This is a genomic window from Mesorhizobium sp. M7A.F.Ca.CA.001.04.2.1 (genome assembly GCF_003998485.1).
GTDB classification, from domain to species: domain Bacteria; phylum Pseudomonadota; class Alphaproteobacteria; order Rhizobiales; family Rhizobiaceae; genus Mesorhizobium; species Mesorhizobium ciceri.
The window spans coordinates 52397-67735 of record NZ_RZQT01000002.1 but is presented as its reverse complement, the minus strand read 5'-3'; the positions used below and the strand labels follow the sequence as shown (position 1 = coordinate 67735).

The following is a 15339-nucleotide window of genomic DNA, read 5'->3' as shown; positions in this document are numbered from 1 at the left end:
CTAGCTGTCGGCCTTGGCAATGAAATGGCGAATGATGGCGGCAAAACCTTGGTGGTCGGCGAGGGGATGAAAATGCGCACCGGGAATTGAAACAAACCGGGCATCCGGTATCGAAGCGGCGATCGCCTCTGAAAGGGCTGATGGCGTCAGGATATCGCCGGTGGCCGCAATCACCTGAACCGGGGCGTCGAGGCGCGGCAGATCGGCAAGGCGATCATGGTCGAGCAGCATGCGCACGCGCGCAGCACTGACTGTCAGCGGCGCCAGGGTGCCAGGGGCGGCGGCGACGGCTGCGTCGAGCTCCCCGGCATGCGTTTCGAGGTAGGACGGTTCGTGGCAGAGCACATGGCCGAGGCGCTGATAGGTTTCGGCCAGGCCGGCCTCCAGCAGCTCGGCGCGAGCGCTGAAGAGCGTGCGGAAACGGTTGTCGGCTCGCGCCCAGGAACTGCTGATCGTATAGCTCAGGCCAAGTTCCGAATGATCGAGCGCCAGCACCTGCGCGATGGCGCCGCCAGTGGAATGCCCGACAATATGGGCGGGACCGCCCGTCTGCGCCAGCAGGCCGGCAATGTCGCTGGCGATCAGGGGAATGGAATAGGGGCTTTCGGGGCGATCGCTGCGACCGGCGCCGCGATGGTCGGTGACGATGATGCGATGGTCGGCCTCGAGAAGGCGTACGACGCCGGCCCAGAACCTTCCGTCACCGCCAAGTCCGGGGATGAGGATGAGGCGCGGGCCGGCGATTCCCGATGTCTTGTAGTGGATACGGCAGCCATCGGCGGCGGTGAAGAAGGGCATCAGCTGAGGCCCTCCCTGTCGAGCAACTCGCCGAGCGCCGCGACGAGACTGAGCGCCGTGAGCATCGAGGTCTTCGGATTGCTGGCTGAGGGCGCGTTGACGAGGCGGAAGGAAGCGGTGCCGGCGGTGCTCTCGACCTCGATTTCATGTGTGTTGCCGGCAGCCTTCGGATCGGCAACCACGCGCACTGTGACTTTGTCGATACCTGCAGCGAGCGCCACGGCGAAGGCGGCGTTGAGGTTTTTCGGATAGAGCTTTGCCGCTTGCGCCGGCGTGCCTTCGAAGAGCGATACCGCGTCGTGCTCGGCTGACAGGCCAAGGGTGGCAAGCTCGACTTCCCAGGCCGCCGGCGGCTTGCGCGAGGTGTAGCGCACCCGCGCCTCGGGAAGCGCGGCTATCGCCCTGAGGTAGTCGAGGCCGCCCAACGCGCCTGACGGCAGGACCAAGCGTGCGCCGCCGTTGCGTGAAGCATCGGTCAGCCTCGCGGCAAGGATCGGATCGGCGAACGCACCGATCGAAGCGATGATGGTCGGGATGCCGGCGTCGAGAAGCGCGGGCACATAAGCGGCCACCGCCTCCTGGCTTGCCGCCTCCACCACCGCCCGGGGGCGCGGACCGATCAGCGCGTCAAGCTGCGTGACAGTGCTGACATTAGCCGGCAAGTCGCGGCGGGTACCTTCGCGCATCAGCGCCACCCAGCAAACCGAGTCCACTGGGAAAGCCGAGACGATCTCGCGCGCGATCGTGCCGAAGCCGATGAGGCCGAGCGTCACCATCCGAGGCTTCTTCAGGGATTCTGCTTCAGGGGATCGAACTTGTCGGCGAGGTCTGCCCCGAACACCGTCTTGCGCTCGATTTCCAGGACGTTTTCGGGGCGCGGGAAATTGGACGGCACGCGGTCGCCTGGCTTGCGCGGCTTGCCGATCAGGCGAAAGAAGTCCTCGAGCCCGTTCGGCACGATCAACCAGATCCAGCGTAGGCGCGTGTCGCCATCATTGATGAACATGTGCCGGACATTCTTGGGCAGGAACACCACGCTGTCCGGTTCCAGTGGATATTCCTTGCCCTCGATGACGGCGCGGCCACGGCCTTCGATGACATAGACCGTCTCTTCGTTGCGGTCATGCGTGTGTTCGCGCACATAGCCGCCGGGCGCTACCGACTGCGTGCCCAGCGCGAAGGGGTGCTCCATGCCGACGATGTGCGGCGCGAGCGCCACGTCGATATGGCCGTTTGCGGGAACCGGCTGCCAGTAGCTTTCGCGCGTTTCGGTTCCGGAAACATGGATGCCAGAGGGCGCGGGTGGAAGGTTGGTGTCGTCCATGGCTCTGCCTGTCGAATGGAACTGCGAAGGTCGTTCGGGCGCGTTGCTGACCTGGAGAGGGTACAGCGCAAAAAGTGTCGACACAATGGTAGACAGATTAAATTTTGTGCCTCTATAGTGCTGTGTCGATGATGGCAGGGGAATGCCGATGGGCGAGTACGATGTTCTGGTGATCGGTTCGGGATCGGCGGCCTGCTCGGCAGCGCTGCGGGCCGCCAAGGGTGGCCTCAAGGTGCTCGTCATCGAAAAGAGCGAATGGCTGGGCGGCACCTCGGCCATGTCCGGTGCCGGGGTCTGGATACCCGCCAACCATGTCGCGGCCGAAGCCGGCATTGCAGACAGCCGCGAGGATGCGCTCGCCTATCTGCGTGCGGTCGCGCCCGAAGGGTGGGAGCAGAAGGAAGACGCGCTCTGGGGCGCGTTCGCCAAGGCCGCGCCGGACATGCTGCACTTCCTGTCCGTCAACACGCCGCTTGATTTCCGCCTGATCAACGAGCCGGACCCCTTTGCCGAAGCGCCAGGCGGCAAGCTCTACGGCCGCATGCTCTCGCCGAGGCCGCTCAGCCGCCGTATCCTGGGCAAGTTTGCGCGGAGCCTGCGCCGCTCCACCTTGCCGCACAGCTTTACCTACCAGGAGATCGTCGACCTCGATCTTTATCACCATCCCATCCGCGCCGGGTTCAAGGTCTGGCCGAAGCTTCTATGGCGGTGGCTGACGAATTCCGGCGGCCAGGGCACGGCACTGATGACCGGGCTCATCAAGGGCTGCCTCGATGCGGGCGTCACCTTTCAGCCGGGAACGCGCGCCGTCACCCTGCTTCAGGACCCGGACTCACGCATCGCCGGCGCGGAGGTGGAGAGCAAGGGCCGACGCACGAAGACCGTCGCGCGCCGCGGCGTCGTCATCGCAACCGGCGGCTTCGAATGGGACGCCGAAATGCGCGCACGCCACTTCCCCGGCGCCTTCGACCGGATCGGCAGCCCGCGCGGCAATGAGGGCGACGGCCAGAAGCTTGCGGCTTCCGTCGGCGCGCAATTGGACCGCATGGATCAGGCCAACGTCTATCCCTGCCTGCCGACGCGCTACCAGGGAAAATCGCACGGTCTGCCTATGACCTTCCAGGCCGAGCCGCACTCGATCGTGGTCGATCGCCACGCAAAGCGCTTTGTCAGCGAAAACGCCTTCAACATCGGCGAGGCGATCGATGCGCGCGGGCCGGATGGCGCGCCGATCCATCTGCCCTGCTATCTCGTCGGCGATCATCGCTTCCTGAAAACGTCGCTGCCTTTCCGCTGGTATGCCTCCTACGAGCGCGACTGGATCAAGAAGGCCGATACGATCGCTGGCCTTGCCGCCAAGCTCGGGCTGCCAGCAGCGGCGCTCGAGGAGACGATCGCCCGCTGGAACAGCTTTTGCGCGAAGGGACACGATGCAGACTTCCAACGCGGCGACAATGGCTGGGAGGCATACAAGGCACATGGACCTGAGAACCGGCTGAAGCCGATCGACAAGGCGCCCTATGTCGGCATGACGATCAATCGCTCGATCCTCGGCACCAAGGGCGGCGCCCGCACCAACGAGCGAGCCCAGGTGCTGAGGCCGGACGGCTCGATCATCCCCGGCCTCTATGCGGCAGGGCTTGCCATGGCCAACCCCATCGGCACGCGCGCCGTGGGAGCCGGCACGACGCTGGGCCCCAACCTGACTTGGGGCTTCATAGCGGCCGAGACGATCCTGCATCAGAACAGGTGACTGCGTAGAAGATCTCCGACCGTCCTTAAAAACAACAAAATCAGTGTTTGCCGCACGTCCCACGAGATCGCCGTGACCATCGATTAGCAACGAAAAGGGCGCTCCACTTGGAGCAGCGACGGCCCTTTGATCGATCAGCTCTCGCTCGATCAGGACGTTTGAGTATGCTGGACTACAAATGAGTAATGCTGGACTACAAATGAGTAATGCTGGACTACAAATCGGAAAAATTCTCATTAAAACGATTGTCTTTTGCTGAAATCGGTAGGAGCCCTCTGTCGGCGGGAAGGCAAGACAAGCGCCTTGCTGTCGACTTCCGGGAACGGCCGTCTTAATTTGCGTTTGCTCTCCGAGGTTGGCATCCGTCGCAGGTTCTCTCCGACCAAGATCCTTCACAAAATGTTACGTAAGGGAACGTTCGCGCCTGACTCTTCTTAGGCAATCGAGGCGGTTGTCGCCTCGTGCATTGTGAAGGAGAAGAAGAATGCCCAATCAAGGTGGTAGCCACGAACAGCATGTGAAGGCAGGCCAGCAGAGCCACAAGAATGCCGATAATAAAAACCGTCAGCAACAGCAGGCCGCTGGTGGTGGTCAACGGCAGCAGGGCGATGGATCCGGCATGCGTGGTGGAACCCACGAACAGCACGTGAAAGCTGGCGAACAAAGTCACAAAAACCGCTGATCGCGGGTGATTTCAGCAGACCCACCCCGAAGTATCGGGGTGGGTCTGATGCATCTGAAAGAGGTGCTATCGACGACGCCGCGGTTGGGGTCGCGAAAGTCGCCCCGGCGACTTTGCCGGGGCGACTTCAGTCAGGACGCCCAGTCAGGCAGCTTGCTCCAGGGCGCGCTCATTGACACCGCCTTCGCCCAGCCCGGAAAGCGCTTCGTCCGTCGCGACCTCCTCTTTCAATGTCTCGTTGAGGAGCTTGACGACGTCGCTCTTGCCAAGCTGTTCAGCCCACGCGACCAACGTGCCGTAGCGCGCGATTTCATAATGTTCGACGGCCTGTGCCGCGCCGACCAGCCCAGCATCCAGGGCTGGGTCGCCCTTGTATTCGTCGAGAATTTCCGACCCTTCCTCAAGAATGCCGTCGATCGCCGGACAGGTCTTGCCGCGAGCCGGTTTGTCCATAAGTTCGAACACTTGCTCGAGCCGATCGACCTGGCCTTCGGTTTCCATGCGATGTTTCTCGAAGGCCGCAGCCACCTCCTCGGATTCGGCGCCCTTTGCCATCTTCGGCAAGGCCTTGAGTATCTTCTTTTCAGCGTAGTAGATGTCCTTCAGCCCATCGAGGAACAGAGCCTCCAGTCCCTTGGTCGTCGCTCTTTTTGCAGTCGCCATGATTTGTCTCCCTTGGATCGTCGTGAAAGCTCACCGGCGGTGTAGCCATGGACTAACTTTCCATGGAAGCAGTTGTTCCCTGGGGGCGACGTGGAAGGGCAGCGCGTCGAACACCGCTTTTATCGAGGGCCGATCGACATCAAAAGGCGATGGACGATGACGGTGTGAGAGCCGCCGGCAGGGGGGACGGAAAGCACCGGGGTTCGTCGCGCCGTATGGAGTAGATGGTGAAAAGAGATACTTCCGATGAGTTCATATACGAAATCATATTTACATATAAAACAAATCATGATGATCTTGCTGTCGTGCAACGGCGGCTAAGGTAGTCGGTTCCGGCGTCCGTCGCCGAGCCTGAATGCCAGCAGATGATCGTGCACAATGAAATCAAAGATGATGTCGCGGTCGAGTGAGCCGTGCATTGGTCGGATGTAGGGAGTGCGGCATGCCCTTTGATGTCATCGTTGTCGGAGCCGGCGCAGCCGGGGCTGTCCTTGCCGCCCGGCTCACCGAAGATGTGGGCACGAACGTGCTTTTGCTGGAAGCGGGGCCGGACTACCGGAGCGGCGAGCAACCTGCCGAGATGGCGAGTCCAAATCCCTTCAACCTGCTGCTTCCCGATCATTTTCAGCAACAATATATGTACCCCGACCTGATGGCTCGCCGCACCAAGCGGCAGGAGCATCGGGTCTACTGGCGCGGCAAGGGGCTTGGCGGTTCGACGGCCGTCAATGGGCAGATTGCCATTCGCGGCGTGCTCCATGCCTTCGACCGCTGGGAGGAAGTCGGATGCAAGGGCTGGTCGGGAGCCGACGTGCTGCCCTTCTTCTGCCGGCTGGAGGATGACCCGATCGCGGCTAATTTTCACGGCAGCGATGGCCCGATTCCGATCTACCGCGCGCCTGTCGAAAGCTGGGGAAGCGTCGACAAGGCCATGCGCCAAAGCGCGATGGCCCTCGGCCATCCCTGGCATGACGATCTCAATGCTCCGGATGCCGAAGGGGCTTGCACCTATCCCATCAACAGTCGAGCCGGCAAGCGCGTGTCGGTCAATGACGGCTATCTGGAAGCTGCCCGCGACCGGCCGAACCTCACCATCATCGGGCAGGCGACAGTGGACAAGGTGCTTTTCGATGGCAAGAAAGCGATCGGCGTTTTGGCCATCGTGGCCGGTCAGGTTCGCAAATTCGAGGCGCCGCTGGTCATCGTCTCGGCCGGCGCCATCCACTCTCCAGTCATCCTGCAGCGCTCGGGCATCGGTCCGGCGGCTCTCTTGAATCGAAAGGACATCGAGGTGCTTGCCGATCTGCCGGTCGGCGAAGGTTTCTTCGACCATCCTTATTGCCGCATCGAACTGAAGCTGAAGCCGGAATTCAAGGCGACCGATGTCGACGCGCGGCATACCAACTGCTGTGTGCGGATGAGTTCCGGTGTGCCGGGTGCCGAGCGCGACGACATCCTCTACGTCGCCATGAACCATGGCGGTATCGGCGTGGAGTCCGACAGCGCCCAGTTCGGCGAGGCCATGGTCAATCTGATCCTGATGGAGGCCAAGAGCCGGGGCACCGTGCAGTTGCGTTCCGCCAATCCCTTCGACCAGCCGATCGTGGAAGAGAACATGCTGGACGATCCGATGGATATTCAGCGCATGCGTATCGCCTATCGCCACCTTGGCGAGATTGCCCGGCAGGCGCCGATCCAGGCGATCGCCGAGCGCGTCCTGCTGGGGGATTCCGATCTGCCTTTGTCATGGCTCGAAACGGCAAGCGACGAGGAGGTCGACAATTTCCTGCTGGCGCAGTCTTCCGATGCGCAGCATGGGATCGGCGGCTGTTGCATGGGGAGGCCCGGCGAGGCCGTGGTCGATCCGGAATGCCGGGTCTACGGTTTTGAAGGGCTGCGGGTTATCGATGCGTCGATCATGCCGCTCGATTGCCAGGCAAACACCAACCTGACCTCGATCATGATTGGCGAGAAAATGGCCGACAACCTGCGCCGGTCCATCTGACAGCTTGCTGCCGAACGGCATACGGTCGCACGGGAGGCCCGCGCTAAAGGCGCGGGCCTTGGATGTCAGCGGGTGATATCCACCGTAATCGTCTTCAAATCGCACATTTCCATCAGCGTGTGCCGCCCCCCGGTGCGGCCGAGGCCGCTCTGCGTCCCGGCGGCGCCGCCGGCAGGAATATGCGGTTCCCAATAGCAGCTCATCTCATTGATGTTGACGATGCCGACCCTCAGGCTTTCAGCAAAGGCAAAGGCGTTCTTGATGGTGCTGGTGAAGACCGCGGCCGACAGGCCGTAAGGGCTGGACGCCGCAAGTTCCATCGCCTCCTCGTCGGTCTCGAAGGTCAGGACGGGTGCAATCGGCCCGAAGGATTCCTCGACGTTGAGCAGGCTTTCCCGGGTCAGTCCTGTGACGATCGACGGCTCGAAATAGAGATTGGTGGCAAAACCCGACGCCACATTGCCGCCGGTGACGATCTCGGCGCCACGAGCGCGGGCGTCCGCAATGTGGCTGAGCACCTTGTCGACGGCGACCGCATTGTTGATCGGCCCCATCGTCGTCGCGGGATCGAAAGGGTCGCCCATTTTCACCTTCGCGGCCGCTTTCACCAGACCTTCGATAAACCGGTCATGGATGGATTTATGCACCAGCACGCGTTCGGTGGCCGTGCAGATCTGCCCGGCATTGGCAAAGCAGCCGGCCCCCACCTGGGCGGCGGCCATGTCGATATCGGCATCGGCTAGCACGATGGTCGGGCCGTTGCCGCCCATTTCGAGCAGAAGCGGCTTGCCCGCGCCACGCCGGGCGATCGTCGCGCCGGTGGCGGAACTGCCGGTGAAGCCGATGGCATGGGTGCCCGGATGAACGACGGCCTCGTCGCCCACCTCCGCACCATCTCCCAGAACGAGATTGATGGCGCCGTCCGGCAAGCCCGCCTCGATGAAGCATTCGACAAGTGCCGTGGCAATCAGCGATGTCGTCGGCGCCGGCACCCAGACAACGGTGTTGCCCGTTGCGACGGCCGGTCCGAGATAGTAGAGGCAGGGCAGGGCGAGCGGGAAATTCCATGGCGTGATGATGGCAAAGATGCCCTTCGGCTGCAGGAAGCTGAAGGCGCGCTTGTTGGCATCGGCCAGGGGAAACGCCGCCGTCTCCAGCCACTTCATCTGCTCTGCCGCATTGCGGAAACCGAGAGCTGCCGCCGATGCTTCGGCCTTTGCCTCGCTGTGGAAGGGCTTACCCTGTTCCAGGCAGAGCAGGTGGGCAAGCTCTTCGGCGCGACTGTCGATCGCGTCGGCGATGCGCATGCACAATTGAGCGCGTGCGAAGGTTCCCATCTTGCGCATGGTCCCGCGTGCGCCTTCGGCGGCTTTCACCGCGCGACCGACATCGGCGCGGGTGGAAAGGGAGAGATAGCCGAGATGCTCGCCCGTCGAAGGACTATCGATTTTCAGGAATTTGCCCGAGCTGCCGGCAATCCACTCGCCGCCGATGCGGTTGATGCCGATGCGGGCGGCTGCTTCCGGCTCCGAGACGATCGCCATGCCACGCAGGTTGGGGCCTTCGAGAGAAGATTTGAAATGGACTGTCATCATGCGTTCCTTTGGCCGAATTCGGATTGGATGTTCAAAATGGCGGCGCGGCTGCGCTCCACGGCTGCGATGAAAAGTCTGCTGCCGGCCTGCGCGCTCGCCTGCGACGGCGTACCGATGACGCCGTTGTCGCGGATGGCTTCGAAACGGCGCCAGACGGTGACGACCGGCGCGGCGTAAAGGTGAGGATCCGGCCAGGATGGCGGGGTGCCGCCTGGCGGGATGAGATCGCGGCGAACGCTGTCGCCAAGCACATGCATCATCAACGACGTTTCAAGCGCGCAAGCGTGACCGGTGCCTGTGGCGGCATCGGGCAGGGCCTGCGCCGCCACGTCGGCGATGAGATCGAAATACGAGAAACCCGCGGTGACGATGCCACGCTTGCCTAGGGTGGTGATCGCCACCTGGATGGCGGCGCGGTTTCCGCCATGGCCGTTCAGCATGACCGGCAGGAAGCCGTCTTCGGCAAGGCAGGTGCAGAGATCGACGAGAACGGCGATGAAGATCTGCGGGCTGAGGCTCATGGTGCCGGAGAAGGAGCGATGATGCTCGGACGAGCCATAGGCGAAAGGTTCGGCGACACGGATGGAGGCCTGTCCTTCCGCCGCGGCGAGCGCAACCGCTTCCGCAAGCCAGCAATCGACGCCGAGCGGCAGATGCGGGCCATGTTGCTCGACAGCGCCGAGCGGTAGAATGACGACGGGTTTATGCACGCCGGCTGTCGCGTGTCTTTCCGTATCCGGGGAGGTCATCAGCGCAAAGCTGGATCCAGGCGGGATCGGCAAGGCCGGAGCTGGCTCGTTCATCGTGCTGCCTCGACAAGCCGGGCCTTGGCGTAGGTCATGCCGGAATCGGCCAGGAGAGCGACCATGATGATTGCTCCCTTGTAGAGTTCGAGGCTGGACGGGTCCGTGCCGAACACCCGAAGCGCCGTCGTCAGCAGGCTGACGATCAGAGCGCCGACGACCGCGCCCCACACCGTTCCCCTGCCGCCGAAAATGCTGGTGCCGCCAAGTACGGCCGCGGCGATCGCGTCCAGAAGCAGCGAGGTCCCGCCGATGTTGGGCGTCACGACCGGCACCCGGCTGATCATGATCACGGCTGTCAGGAAGACGAAGATACTGGAGGCGCAATAGACGAGGATCGTGTGTTTCGTCACCGGGATGCCGGCAAGTTCCGCGGCTCCGGCATCCGATCCGAGCGCATAGGTACGCAGCCCGAAACGGCTGTGCCGCATCAGGATTGCTGCTACGGCGACGATCAGCAGCGTTGCGAAAATGACATTGGGAATGCCGAAGCTGCGTTCGATGCCGACCGCGCGAAGCGTCGGATCCTTCAGCATCAGGACGCCTTTGGAGGCAACGGCAAGCGTTGCGCCCTGCAGCGCGACCATTGTGGCCAATGTCGTCACGAAGGGCGGTATCTTCAACAGTGCGATAACGGCGCCGTTCGCGAGGCCGATCACCACCATCACGGCAAAGCCGACCAGCAAGGCAAGCGGCAGGCTGGCGCCGCCGTCGATCAGGCTGGCGATGAAGACGGCACAGAAGGCGACGCCGACGCCGGCGGACAGGTCGATGCCTGCCGTCAGCAGAACGATCAGGGCGCCAAGCGCCAGTATGGCGATCGGGGTCGCCTGGGCGACGATGTTGATGAGGCTGGCGGTTGAAACGATGCGGGCGTCGATGAGCGCGAAGATCGCCAGCAGGATGACCAGCAGGATCAACGGCGAGAGGTCGAGAAAGCGCCTGCACCAAATGTTCTGTTGGCGGGTCATGAGGGTTCTCTCATCGGATGTGCCAATCTTCGACCGGTTCGCGCAGGCCTGATTTGACGCTGCGCAGGATTGCATCATTGACGGCGACGGCGCGCAGGGCGTCGTCGAGCGGCATCACGAAAGGGGTTTCGTCGCGAACCGCGGAAATGAAATGGTGGACCTCCTCGAAGAGATCCCCCGTGATGCGGCCATTGACGGTCGGCCAGTGCAAGGCGTCGGGCTGCGACCACTGTCCATGCGACAGGATACGTAACCGTGGTCGCGCACGTCGAGGTCGATCATGCCTTCAGTGCCGATGATTTCGGTGCGCGCCCAGATGCCGGTCGGAACGGTCGGTGGCAGCGTCCAGCCGAAGTAGAGCTGTCCGCTCATTCCGTTCGACAGCTCGACGGTGGAGAAGATCGCGTCTTCGGAGCGAACTCCGAGCGAAGGCATGAGCTTGGCGACCGATCGGGAGTAGACGGCGATGATGTCTGAACCTGAGATCCATTGCAGCGCATCCACGTCGTGCACGCCGAGGTAGAAGCAGACGCTCGAGTTTCCGTTCATGCGAAGACCGACTTCGCGATTGGTGAAACGGCCGCTGCTGCCGTGGATCGGCTCGCCGATCCGCCCGGATTTCACCGCTGCCGCGGCTTCGCAATAGCGCGGGTCGAACCGCAGGATGTGGCCGACCAACAGACGCGCGCCGTTTCTCTCCGCCGCTTTCGCAATCGCCTTGGCAGCGGAAAGATCATGAGCCATCGGTTTTTCGAGCAGCACCGGCTTGCCGGCATCGAGCAGAGTGCGGCAGACGTCTTCATGCAGCGTATCGGGTGCCGCCACTATGTAGGCGTCGGCGGCATTGGCGGCCAGCGCGGTGGCGGCATCGGTGAAATGCCGGGCACCGAAATCGGACGCGGCCTTGCTTCCCGAGGCAGGATTCGGATCAACGAATGCCGACAGTTCCGCGACAGGGCTGGCGGCAACCACCTGCGCATGCAGGAGGCCCATGTAGCCGGCACCGACGATGGCGATCTTCAACTTGCTCAAAGGGTTTCTCCTCACAGGCATGGTGCAAGGTTGGATGCTGGCCGGGGTGAGCAGGCTGGTGGTGTGATCGTGCGATCACCAAAGGCCAGCGTCATTACGTCTTCTTCCGTCGCCCCACGCGCCAGCGTGCCGACAGAGTGGCCTTCGCGCATGACGACGATGCGGTCGGCAACGCCGAGAACCTCGGGCAACTCGCTCGACACCATGAGGATCGCCGCGCCCTCGGCCTTCAATCTTGCGATCAGGTGATGGAGTTCGGACTTCGCGCCGACGTCGACGCCGCGTGTCGGCTCGTCGAGCAGGATGATCTTCGGCTTGGTGGCAAGCCATTTGCCGATGACGACCTTCTGCTGATTGCCGCCCGAAAGCTCGATGGTCATCTTGTCGGGCTGGGCAGGCCGCACGCCGAGTGAGCCGATGAGATCGCGCGCGAGAGCCAGGATGCGGCGAGGTCTCAGCAGGCCGAAGTGACTGTTGTCGCTTATCCAGGCGAGGGACAGGTTATCCCTGATCGACATCGTGCCGACGAAGCCTTCCAGATGCCGGTCTTCCGGTATGTAGACGATGCCGGCGCGATTGGCGGCCTTGGTGTCGCCGCCGGTCTGCTGCCCGCCGAAAATTCTGAGCGTGCCGCCATGCATGGGTTCGAGGCCGGCAATCAGCCTGAGCACTTCGGAGCGGCCGCTGCCCATCAGGCCGGCGAGCGCGACGATTTCGCCCCTGCACACGCTGAGCGTGGCCGACTTCAAGAGCTTGCCATCGGAAATGTTGCTGATCTCGATCGCGGTTTCGCCGACTTGCGCTTCGAGATAGGGGAAGATGTCGCCGACATCGCGCCCGACCATCATGGAGACGATCTCGGCCTCGCTGGTCTGGCGGGTCTGGCGCTCGCCGATGAAGCGTCCGTCACGCAGAACGACGACGCGGTCGCACTGGCTGAAGATCTCTTCCATCTTGTGCGAGATGTAGAGGATGCCGGCGCCGCGAGCTCTCAGCCTGTCGATCAGGTCGTAGAGCTGGTCGCGCTCGCGGTTGGAGAGCGCGCTGGTCGGCTCGTCCATGATGAAGAACCAGGCATCGGACAGAACGGCACGGGCAATTTCCACCATCTGCCGGTGCCCGACGGAAAGCGTTCGCAGCTCCGCGCCAATGTCGATATCGAGCGACAGCTCGTCCATGATGGCCTTCGCATCGCGCCGCATCCGAGCCCGGTCGAGAAATCCCAGGCGGGTGTGCGGTTCGCGGCCGATGAAGAGATTCTCCGCCACCGTCAGGTCCGGCGAAAGGCTGAAATGCTGATGGATGACGCTGATGCCCTTGGCGTCGCTGGGGGAGTGGAACTGGACGGCGTTGCCGTCGATGACGATCTCACCCTCGTCCGGGCGATGCAGACCGGAAATGCACTTCACCAGCGTCGATTTCCCGGCCCCGTTCTCGCCGGCAAGCCCCACCACCTCGCCGGCCGAGACGGCAAAGCTGACACCGTCGAGCGCCTTGACGCCCGGAAAAGACTTGCCAAGCCCGCGCAAGGCGATGCTGTGTTTGCCGACCGATGTTGCGGCGGTGTTGCGGGGCGACGGGGTGGACTTGCGGCCACCGGTCTTGAACAAGGCGGCGACACTCTCCGGCTGGCTGGTGAGAACGGCCACCAGAATGAGGCTCGCGGTCACGAAATAGATCAGGATCTGCGGCACCTGCAGGAAGGACAGGCCGGTGTTGATGACGCCCAGCAGCAGCGCCCCGATCGCCGTTCCCCAGATCGAGCCCTGGCCGCCGGAGAGTTTCGTGCCGCCGATGATCGCGGCTGTGATGGCTGTAAATTCAAGGCCGGTGCCGGCAAGCGGCTGTGCCGAACCAAGGCGGCCGATGGTGAGGATCGCGCCGAGCCCGGCTGTCGCACCGGCAATCAGGTAGACGGAGATGCGCACGAGGTCGACGGGAACCAGAGAGGCCCGCGCCGCCCCCGCATTGCCGCCGATCGCATAGATCCAACGCCCGTATACCGTTCGATTGAGCACGAACCACCAGAGGCTCAGGCAGATGGCGGCGATGATGACGGAGACCGGCAGCAGGCCGATTGTCTCGCGTCCGGCGAAAAGCAGGACCGGATCGGCGACCGCGATGCTGGATGCGCCGGAGAGACTGAGCGCCAGGCCGCGCGCGAACGCCATGGTGGCGAGCGTTGCGATGAAGGGAGAGATGCCGGCAAAGCCGATCAGCGCTCCATTGAGCAGACCTATCGCGGCACCGCCACCGATCGCGGCGAGAAGGCTCAGGCTCGCCGAGCCGGTTGCCGTATAGGCAAGACCCGCGGCGATGCCGGAACAGGCGAGGTTGCTGCCGACGGAAATATCGATGCCGCGCGCGATGATCACGGCCGTCATGGCAAAGGAGATGAGGGCGATGACCGCACTCTGCTGCGCGATGCTGACAAGGTTGCCGGTCGACAGAAAGCGCGGATCGATCCAGCCGAAGACGGCGATGGCGACCAGCAGCACCGCGATGAGAACCGGTTCGTTGCGCCGTAGTAACGGAGAGGTCCAGGACTGGAACATGGGTCGGTCCTCTTATCGAGCATCATGCGCGGTCACCACGGAAGCGGCGACGGCGATCGTCAGGAAAAGGGGACGCCGGATGATACGTCATCCGGCGCTTGAGCCGCTTTAGGCTGTTACTTTGCCAGGGTCATGGCGGTCGCCGGAACCTTGGGACCGAGTTGCTCGGTATAGTTCTTGGCTTCCACCGCCTCCTTGTCGGTGTTGATGTATTCGAAGGTGAGGCCATCCGCCTTGAGCTTCGCCGCCGTCGCATCCGAGGTCACGAAATAGGTCGGCATGTAGAGATCCTGCGGCAGCTTTTCGCCGTTGGCCAGGCGAGCGGCAACGGCGATGTTCCAGTAGCCGACACGATAGGCGCCGGTCAGCACGTCCATCACCATCTTGCCGTCGTCGATCAGCGGCTTCATCTCGGCGTCGCCGTCATAGCCGCCGTAGAGCAGCTGGGTTCCCATCGAACTGGCAACGGAATCGGCTGCCAGGCAAAGGCTGTCGGAGATGCAGCCGATGGCCTTCAGGTCCGGATAGGTGGTGAGCCATGTCTGGGCGGCATTCGTTGCCTTGGCTGCGTCCCAGCCGGTCGGCTCGATGCCGACGACCTTGATGTCCGGAAACTCCTTTTTCAGGGTTTCGACAAAGCCTTTTTCGCGCGTGTCGGACACGAAGTTGCCACGCGAACCGACGAGCAGGGCGACTTCGCCCTTGCCGCCAAGCGACTTGCCGAGCGCGCGGGCAACCATCGACATGTTGTCGTAGTCCGGATAGAGCGTCGAATAGTTCGAGCCTGCCTCGACCTTGTTGCCCATGGTGATCACCGGAATGCCGGCGGCGGTGGCTTTCTGGATCACCGGAATGACCGCGTTCTTGTCGATCGGATCGATCAGGATCGCGCTGACGCCCTGATTGATGAAATTCTCGATGATGCTGACCTGTTTTTCCAGGCTACCCTCGGCGCTCTGCCAGGTGGATTTCACCCCATAGTCGGCGGCAGCCACGTCGCCAGCTTCCTTCATGCGGACGAAGAAGGAGTTCTGCAGGTCGATTGCCGCAAGTCCAAGAACCTTTTCCGCGGCAAGCGAGGGCGTTGCGATGGCGAGTGCAAGCAGAGCAATGGATGCTTTCAGGGAAATGCGCATGTTTCAGTTCTCCTCTTGTTGC

Annotated in this window: 13 protein-coding genes; 3 read left to right on the top strand and 10 right to left on the bottom strand. The window is 62.8% G+C overall.

Annotation, left to right across the window (positions count from 1 at the left end; all coding sequences use genetic code 11):
• The 3 genes from EN955_RS01140 to EN955_RS01130 are packed head-to-tail and all read right to left on the bottom strand — an operon-like array spanning position 1 to position 2122.
• The gene (locus EN955_RS01140) at positions 1-798 is read right to left on the bottom strand and encodes an alpha/beta fold hydrolase (protein ID WP_024503992.1); all 798 of its coding nucleotides are present in this window, start codon (positions 796-798) and stop codon (positions 1-3) included.
• Positions 798-1574: an aspartate dehydrogenase gene (locus EN955_RS01135; protein ID WP_024503991.1), complete on the bottom strand. Its 777-nt coding sequence runs from the start codon at positions 1572-1574 to the stop codon at positions 798-800. Before EN955_RS01135 ends, EN955_RS01140 begins: the two co-directional genes overlap by 1 nt.
• An 11-nt stretch (positions 1575-1585) precedes the next feature.
• On the bottom strand, positions 1586-2122 hold the full coding sequence (locus EN955_RS01130; protein ID WP_024503990.1) for a cupin domain-containing protein: 537 nt from the start codon (positions 2120-2122) through the stop codon (positions 1586-1588).
• Between the two features lie 148 nt (positions 2123-2270).
• On the opposite strand from EN955_RS01130, the gene EN955_RS01125 reads away from it, so the two are divergent.
• Together EN955_RS01125 and EN955_RS01120 are read left to right on the top strand one after the other, a co-directional pair.
• Positions 2271-3875, top strand: a complete 1605-nt coding sequence (locus EN955_RS01125; protein WP_196815403.1) for an FAD-dependent oxidoreductase — start codon at positions 2271-2273, stop codon at positions 3873-3875.
• 484 nt (positions 3876-4359) lie between these two features.
• Complete coding sequence (locus tag EN955_RS01120) at positions 4360-4557, top strand: hypothetical protein (protein ID WP_013530427.1); 198 nt, start codon at positions 4360-4362, stop codon at positions 4555-4557.
• Positions 4558-4701: 144 nt separating this feature from the next.
• Here the strand turns inward: EN955_RS01120 and EN955_RS01115 are convergent, their stop codons facing one another.
• On the bottom strand, positions 4702-5220 hold the full coding sequence (locus EN955_RS01115) for a ferritin-like domain-containing protein (protein ID WP_013530428.1): 519 nt from the start codon (positions 5218-5220) through the stop codon (positions 4702-4704).
• Between the two features lie 442 nt (positions 5221-5662).
• On the opposite strand from EN955_RS01115, the gene EN955_RS01110 reads away from it, so the two are divergent.
• On the top strand, positions 5663-7225 hold the full coding sequence (locus EN955_RS01110) for a GMC family oxidoreductase N-terminal domain-containing protein (RefSeq protein ID WP_024503988.1): 1563 nt from the start codon (positions 5663-5665) through the stop codon (positions 7223-7225).
• Positions 7226-7290: 65 nt separating this feature from the next.
• On the opposite strand, the gene EN955_RS01105 is transcribed toward EN955_RS01110, so the two are convergent.
• The 6 genes from EN955_RS01105 to EN955_RS01080 all read right to left on the bottom strand — a co-directional run bounded on the left by EN955_RS01105 (position 7291) and on the right by EN955_RS01080 (position 15317).
• Positions 7291-8817 carry an aldehyde dehydrogenase family protein gene (locus EN955_RS01105; RefSeq protein WP_032899351.1) on the bottom strand — a complete coding sequence of 509 codons (1527 nt, stop codon included), beginning with the start codon at positions 8815-8817 and terminating at the stop codon, positions 7291-7293.
• Positions 8817-9623, bottom strand: coding sequence for a creatininase family protein (locus EN955_RS01100; RefSeq protein ID WP_024503986.1), 807 nt, complete (start codon positions 9621-9623; stop codon positions 8817-8819). The genes EN955_RS01105 and EN955_RS01100 overlap by 1 nt, the downstream gene beginning before the upstream one ends.
• A complete protein-coding gene (locus tag EN955_RS01095; protein WP_024503985.1) occupies positions 9620-10594 on the bottom strand; it encodes an ABC transporter permease in 975 nt (324 codons plus the stop codon). The genes EN955_RS01100 and EN955_RS01095 overlap by 4 nt, the downstream gene beginning before the upstream one ends.
• 114 nt (positions 10595-10708) lie before the next feature.
• Positions 10709-11626: a Gfo/Idh/MocA family oxidoreductase gene (locus tag EN955_RS01090; RefSeq protein ID WP_024503984.1), complete on the bottom strand. Its 918-nt coding sequence runs from the start codon at positions 11624-11626 to the stop codon at positions 10709-10711.
• 11 nt (positions 11627-11637) lie between these two features.
• Positions 11638-14181 carry an ATP-binding cassette domain-containing protein gene (locus EN955_RS01085; RefSeq protein ID WP_024503983.1) on the bottom strand — a complete coding sequence of 848 codons (2544 nt, stop codon included), beginning with the start codon at positions 14179-14181 and terminating at the stop codon, positions 11638-11640.
• Between the two features lie 116 nt (positions 14182-14297).
• Positions 14298-15317: a sugar ABC transporter substrate-binding protein gene (locus tag EN955_RS01080; RefSeq protein ID WP_013530435.1), complete on the bottom strand. Its 1020-nt coding sequence runs from the start codon at positions 15315-15317 to the stop codon at positions 14298-14300.
• Positions 15318-15339: the final 22 nt, after the last annotated feature.

Coding starts and splice junctions, on each gene's coding strand:
- EN955_RS01100 (WP_024503986.1), bottom strand. CDS start 9,623: ATGAACGAGCCAGCTCCGGCCTTGCCGATCCCGCCTGGATCCAGCTTT.
- EN955_RS01080 (WP_013530435.1), bottom strand. CDS start 15,317: ATGCGCATTTCCCTGAAAGCATCCATTGCTCTGCTTGCACTCGCCATC.
- EN955_RS01130 (WP_024503990.1), bottom strand. CDS start 2,122: ATGGACGACACCAACCTTCCACCCGCGCCCTCTGGCATCCATGTTTCC.
- EN955_RS01095 (WP_024503985.1), bottom strand. CDS start 10,594: ATGACCCGCCAACAGAACATTTGGTGCAGGCGCTTTCTCGACCTCTCG.
- EN955_RS01105 (WP_032899351.1), bottom strand. CDS start 8,817: ATGACAGTCCATTTCAAATCTTCTCTCGAAGGCCCCAACCTGCGTGGC.
- EN955_RS01120 (WP_013530427.1), top strand. CDS start 4,360: ATGCCCAATCAAGGTGGTAGCCACGAACAGCATGTGAAGGCAGGCCAG.
- EN955_RS01110 (WP_024503988.1), top strand. CDS start 5,663: ATGCCCTTTGATGTCATCGTTGTCGGAGCCGGCGCAGCCGGGGCTGTC.
- EN955_RS01125 (WP_196815403.1), top strand. CDS start 2,271: ATGGGCGAGTACGATGTTCTGGTGATCGGTTCGGGATCGGCGGCCTGC.
- EN955_RS01135 (WP_024503991.1), bottom strand. CDS start 1,574: ATGGTGACGCTCGGCCTCATCGGCTTCGGCACGATCGCGCGCGAGATC.
- EN955_RS01085 (WP_024503983.1), bottom strand. CDS start 14,181: ATGTTCCAGTCCTGGACCTCTCCGTTACTACGGCGCAACGAACCGGTT.
- EN955_RS01115 (WP_013530428.1), bottom strand. CDS start 5,220: ATGGCGACTGCAAAAAGAGCGACGACCAAGGGACTGGAGGCTCTGTTC.
- EN955_RS01140 (WP_024503992.1), bottom strand. CDS start 798: ATGCCCTTCTTCACCGCCGCCGATGGCTGCCGTATCCACTACAAGACA.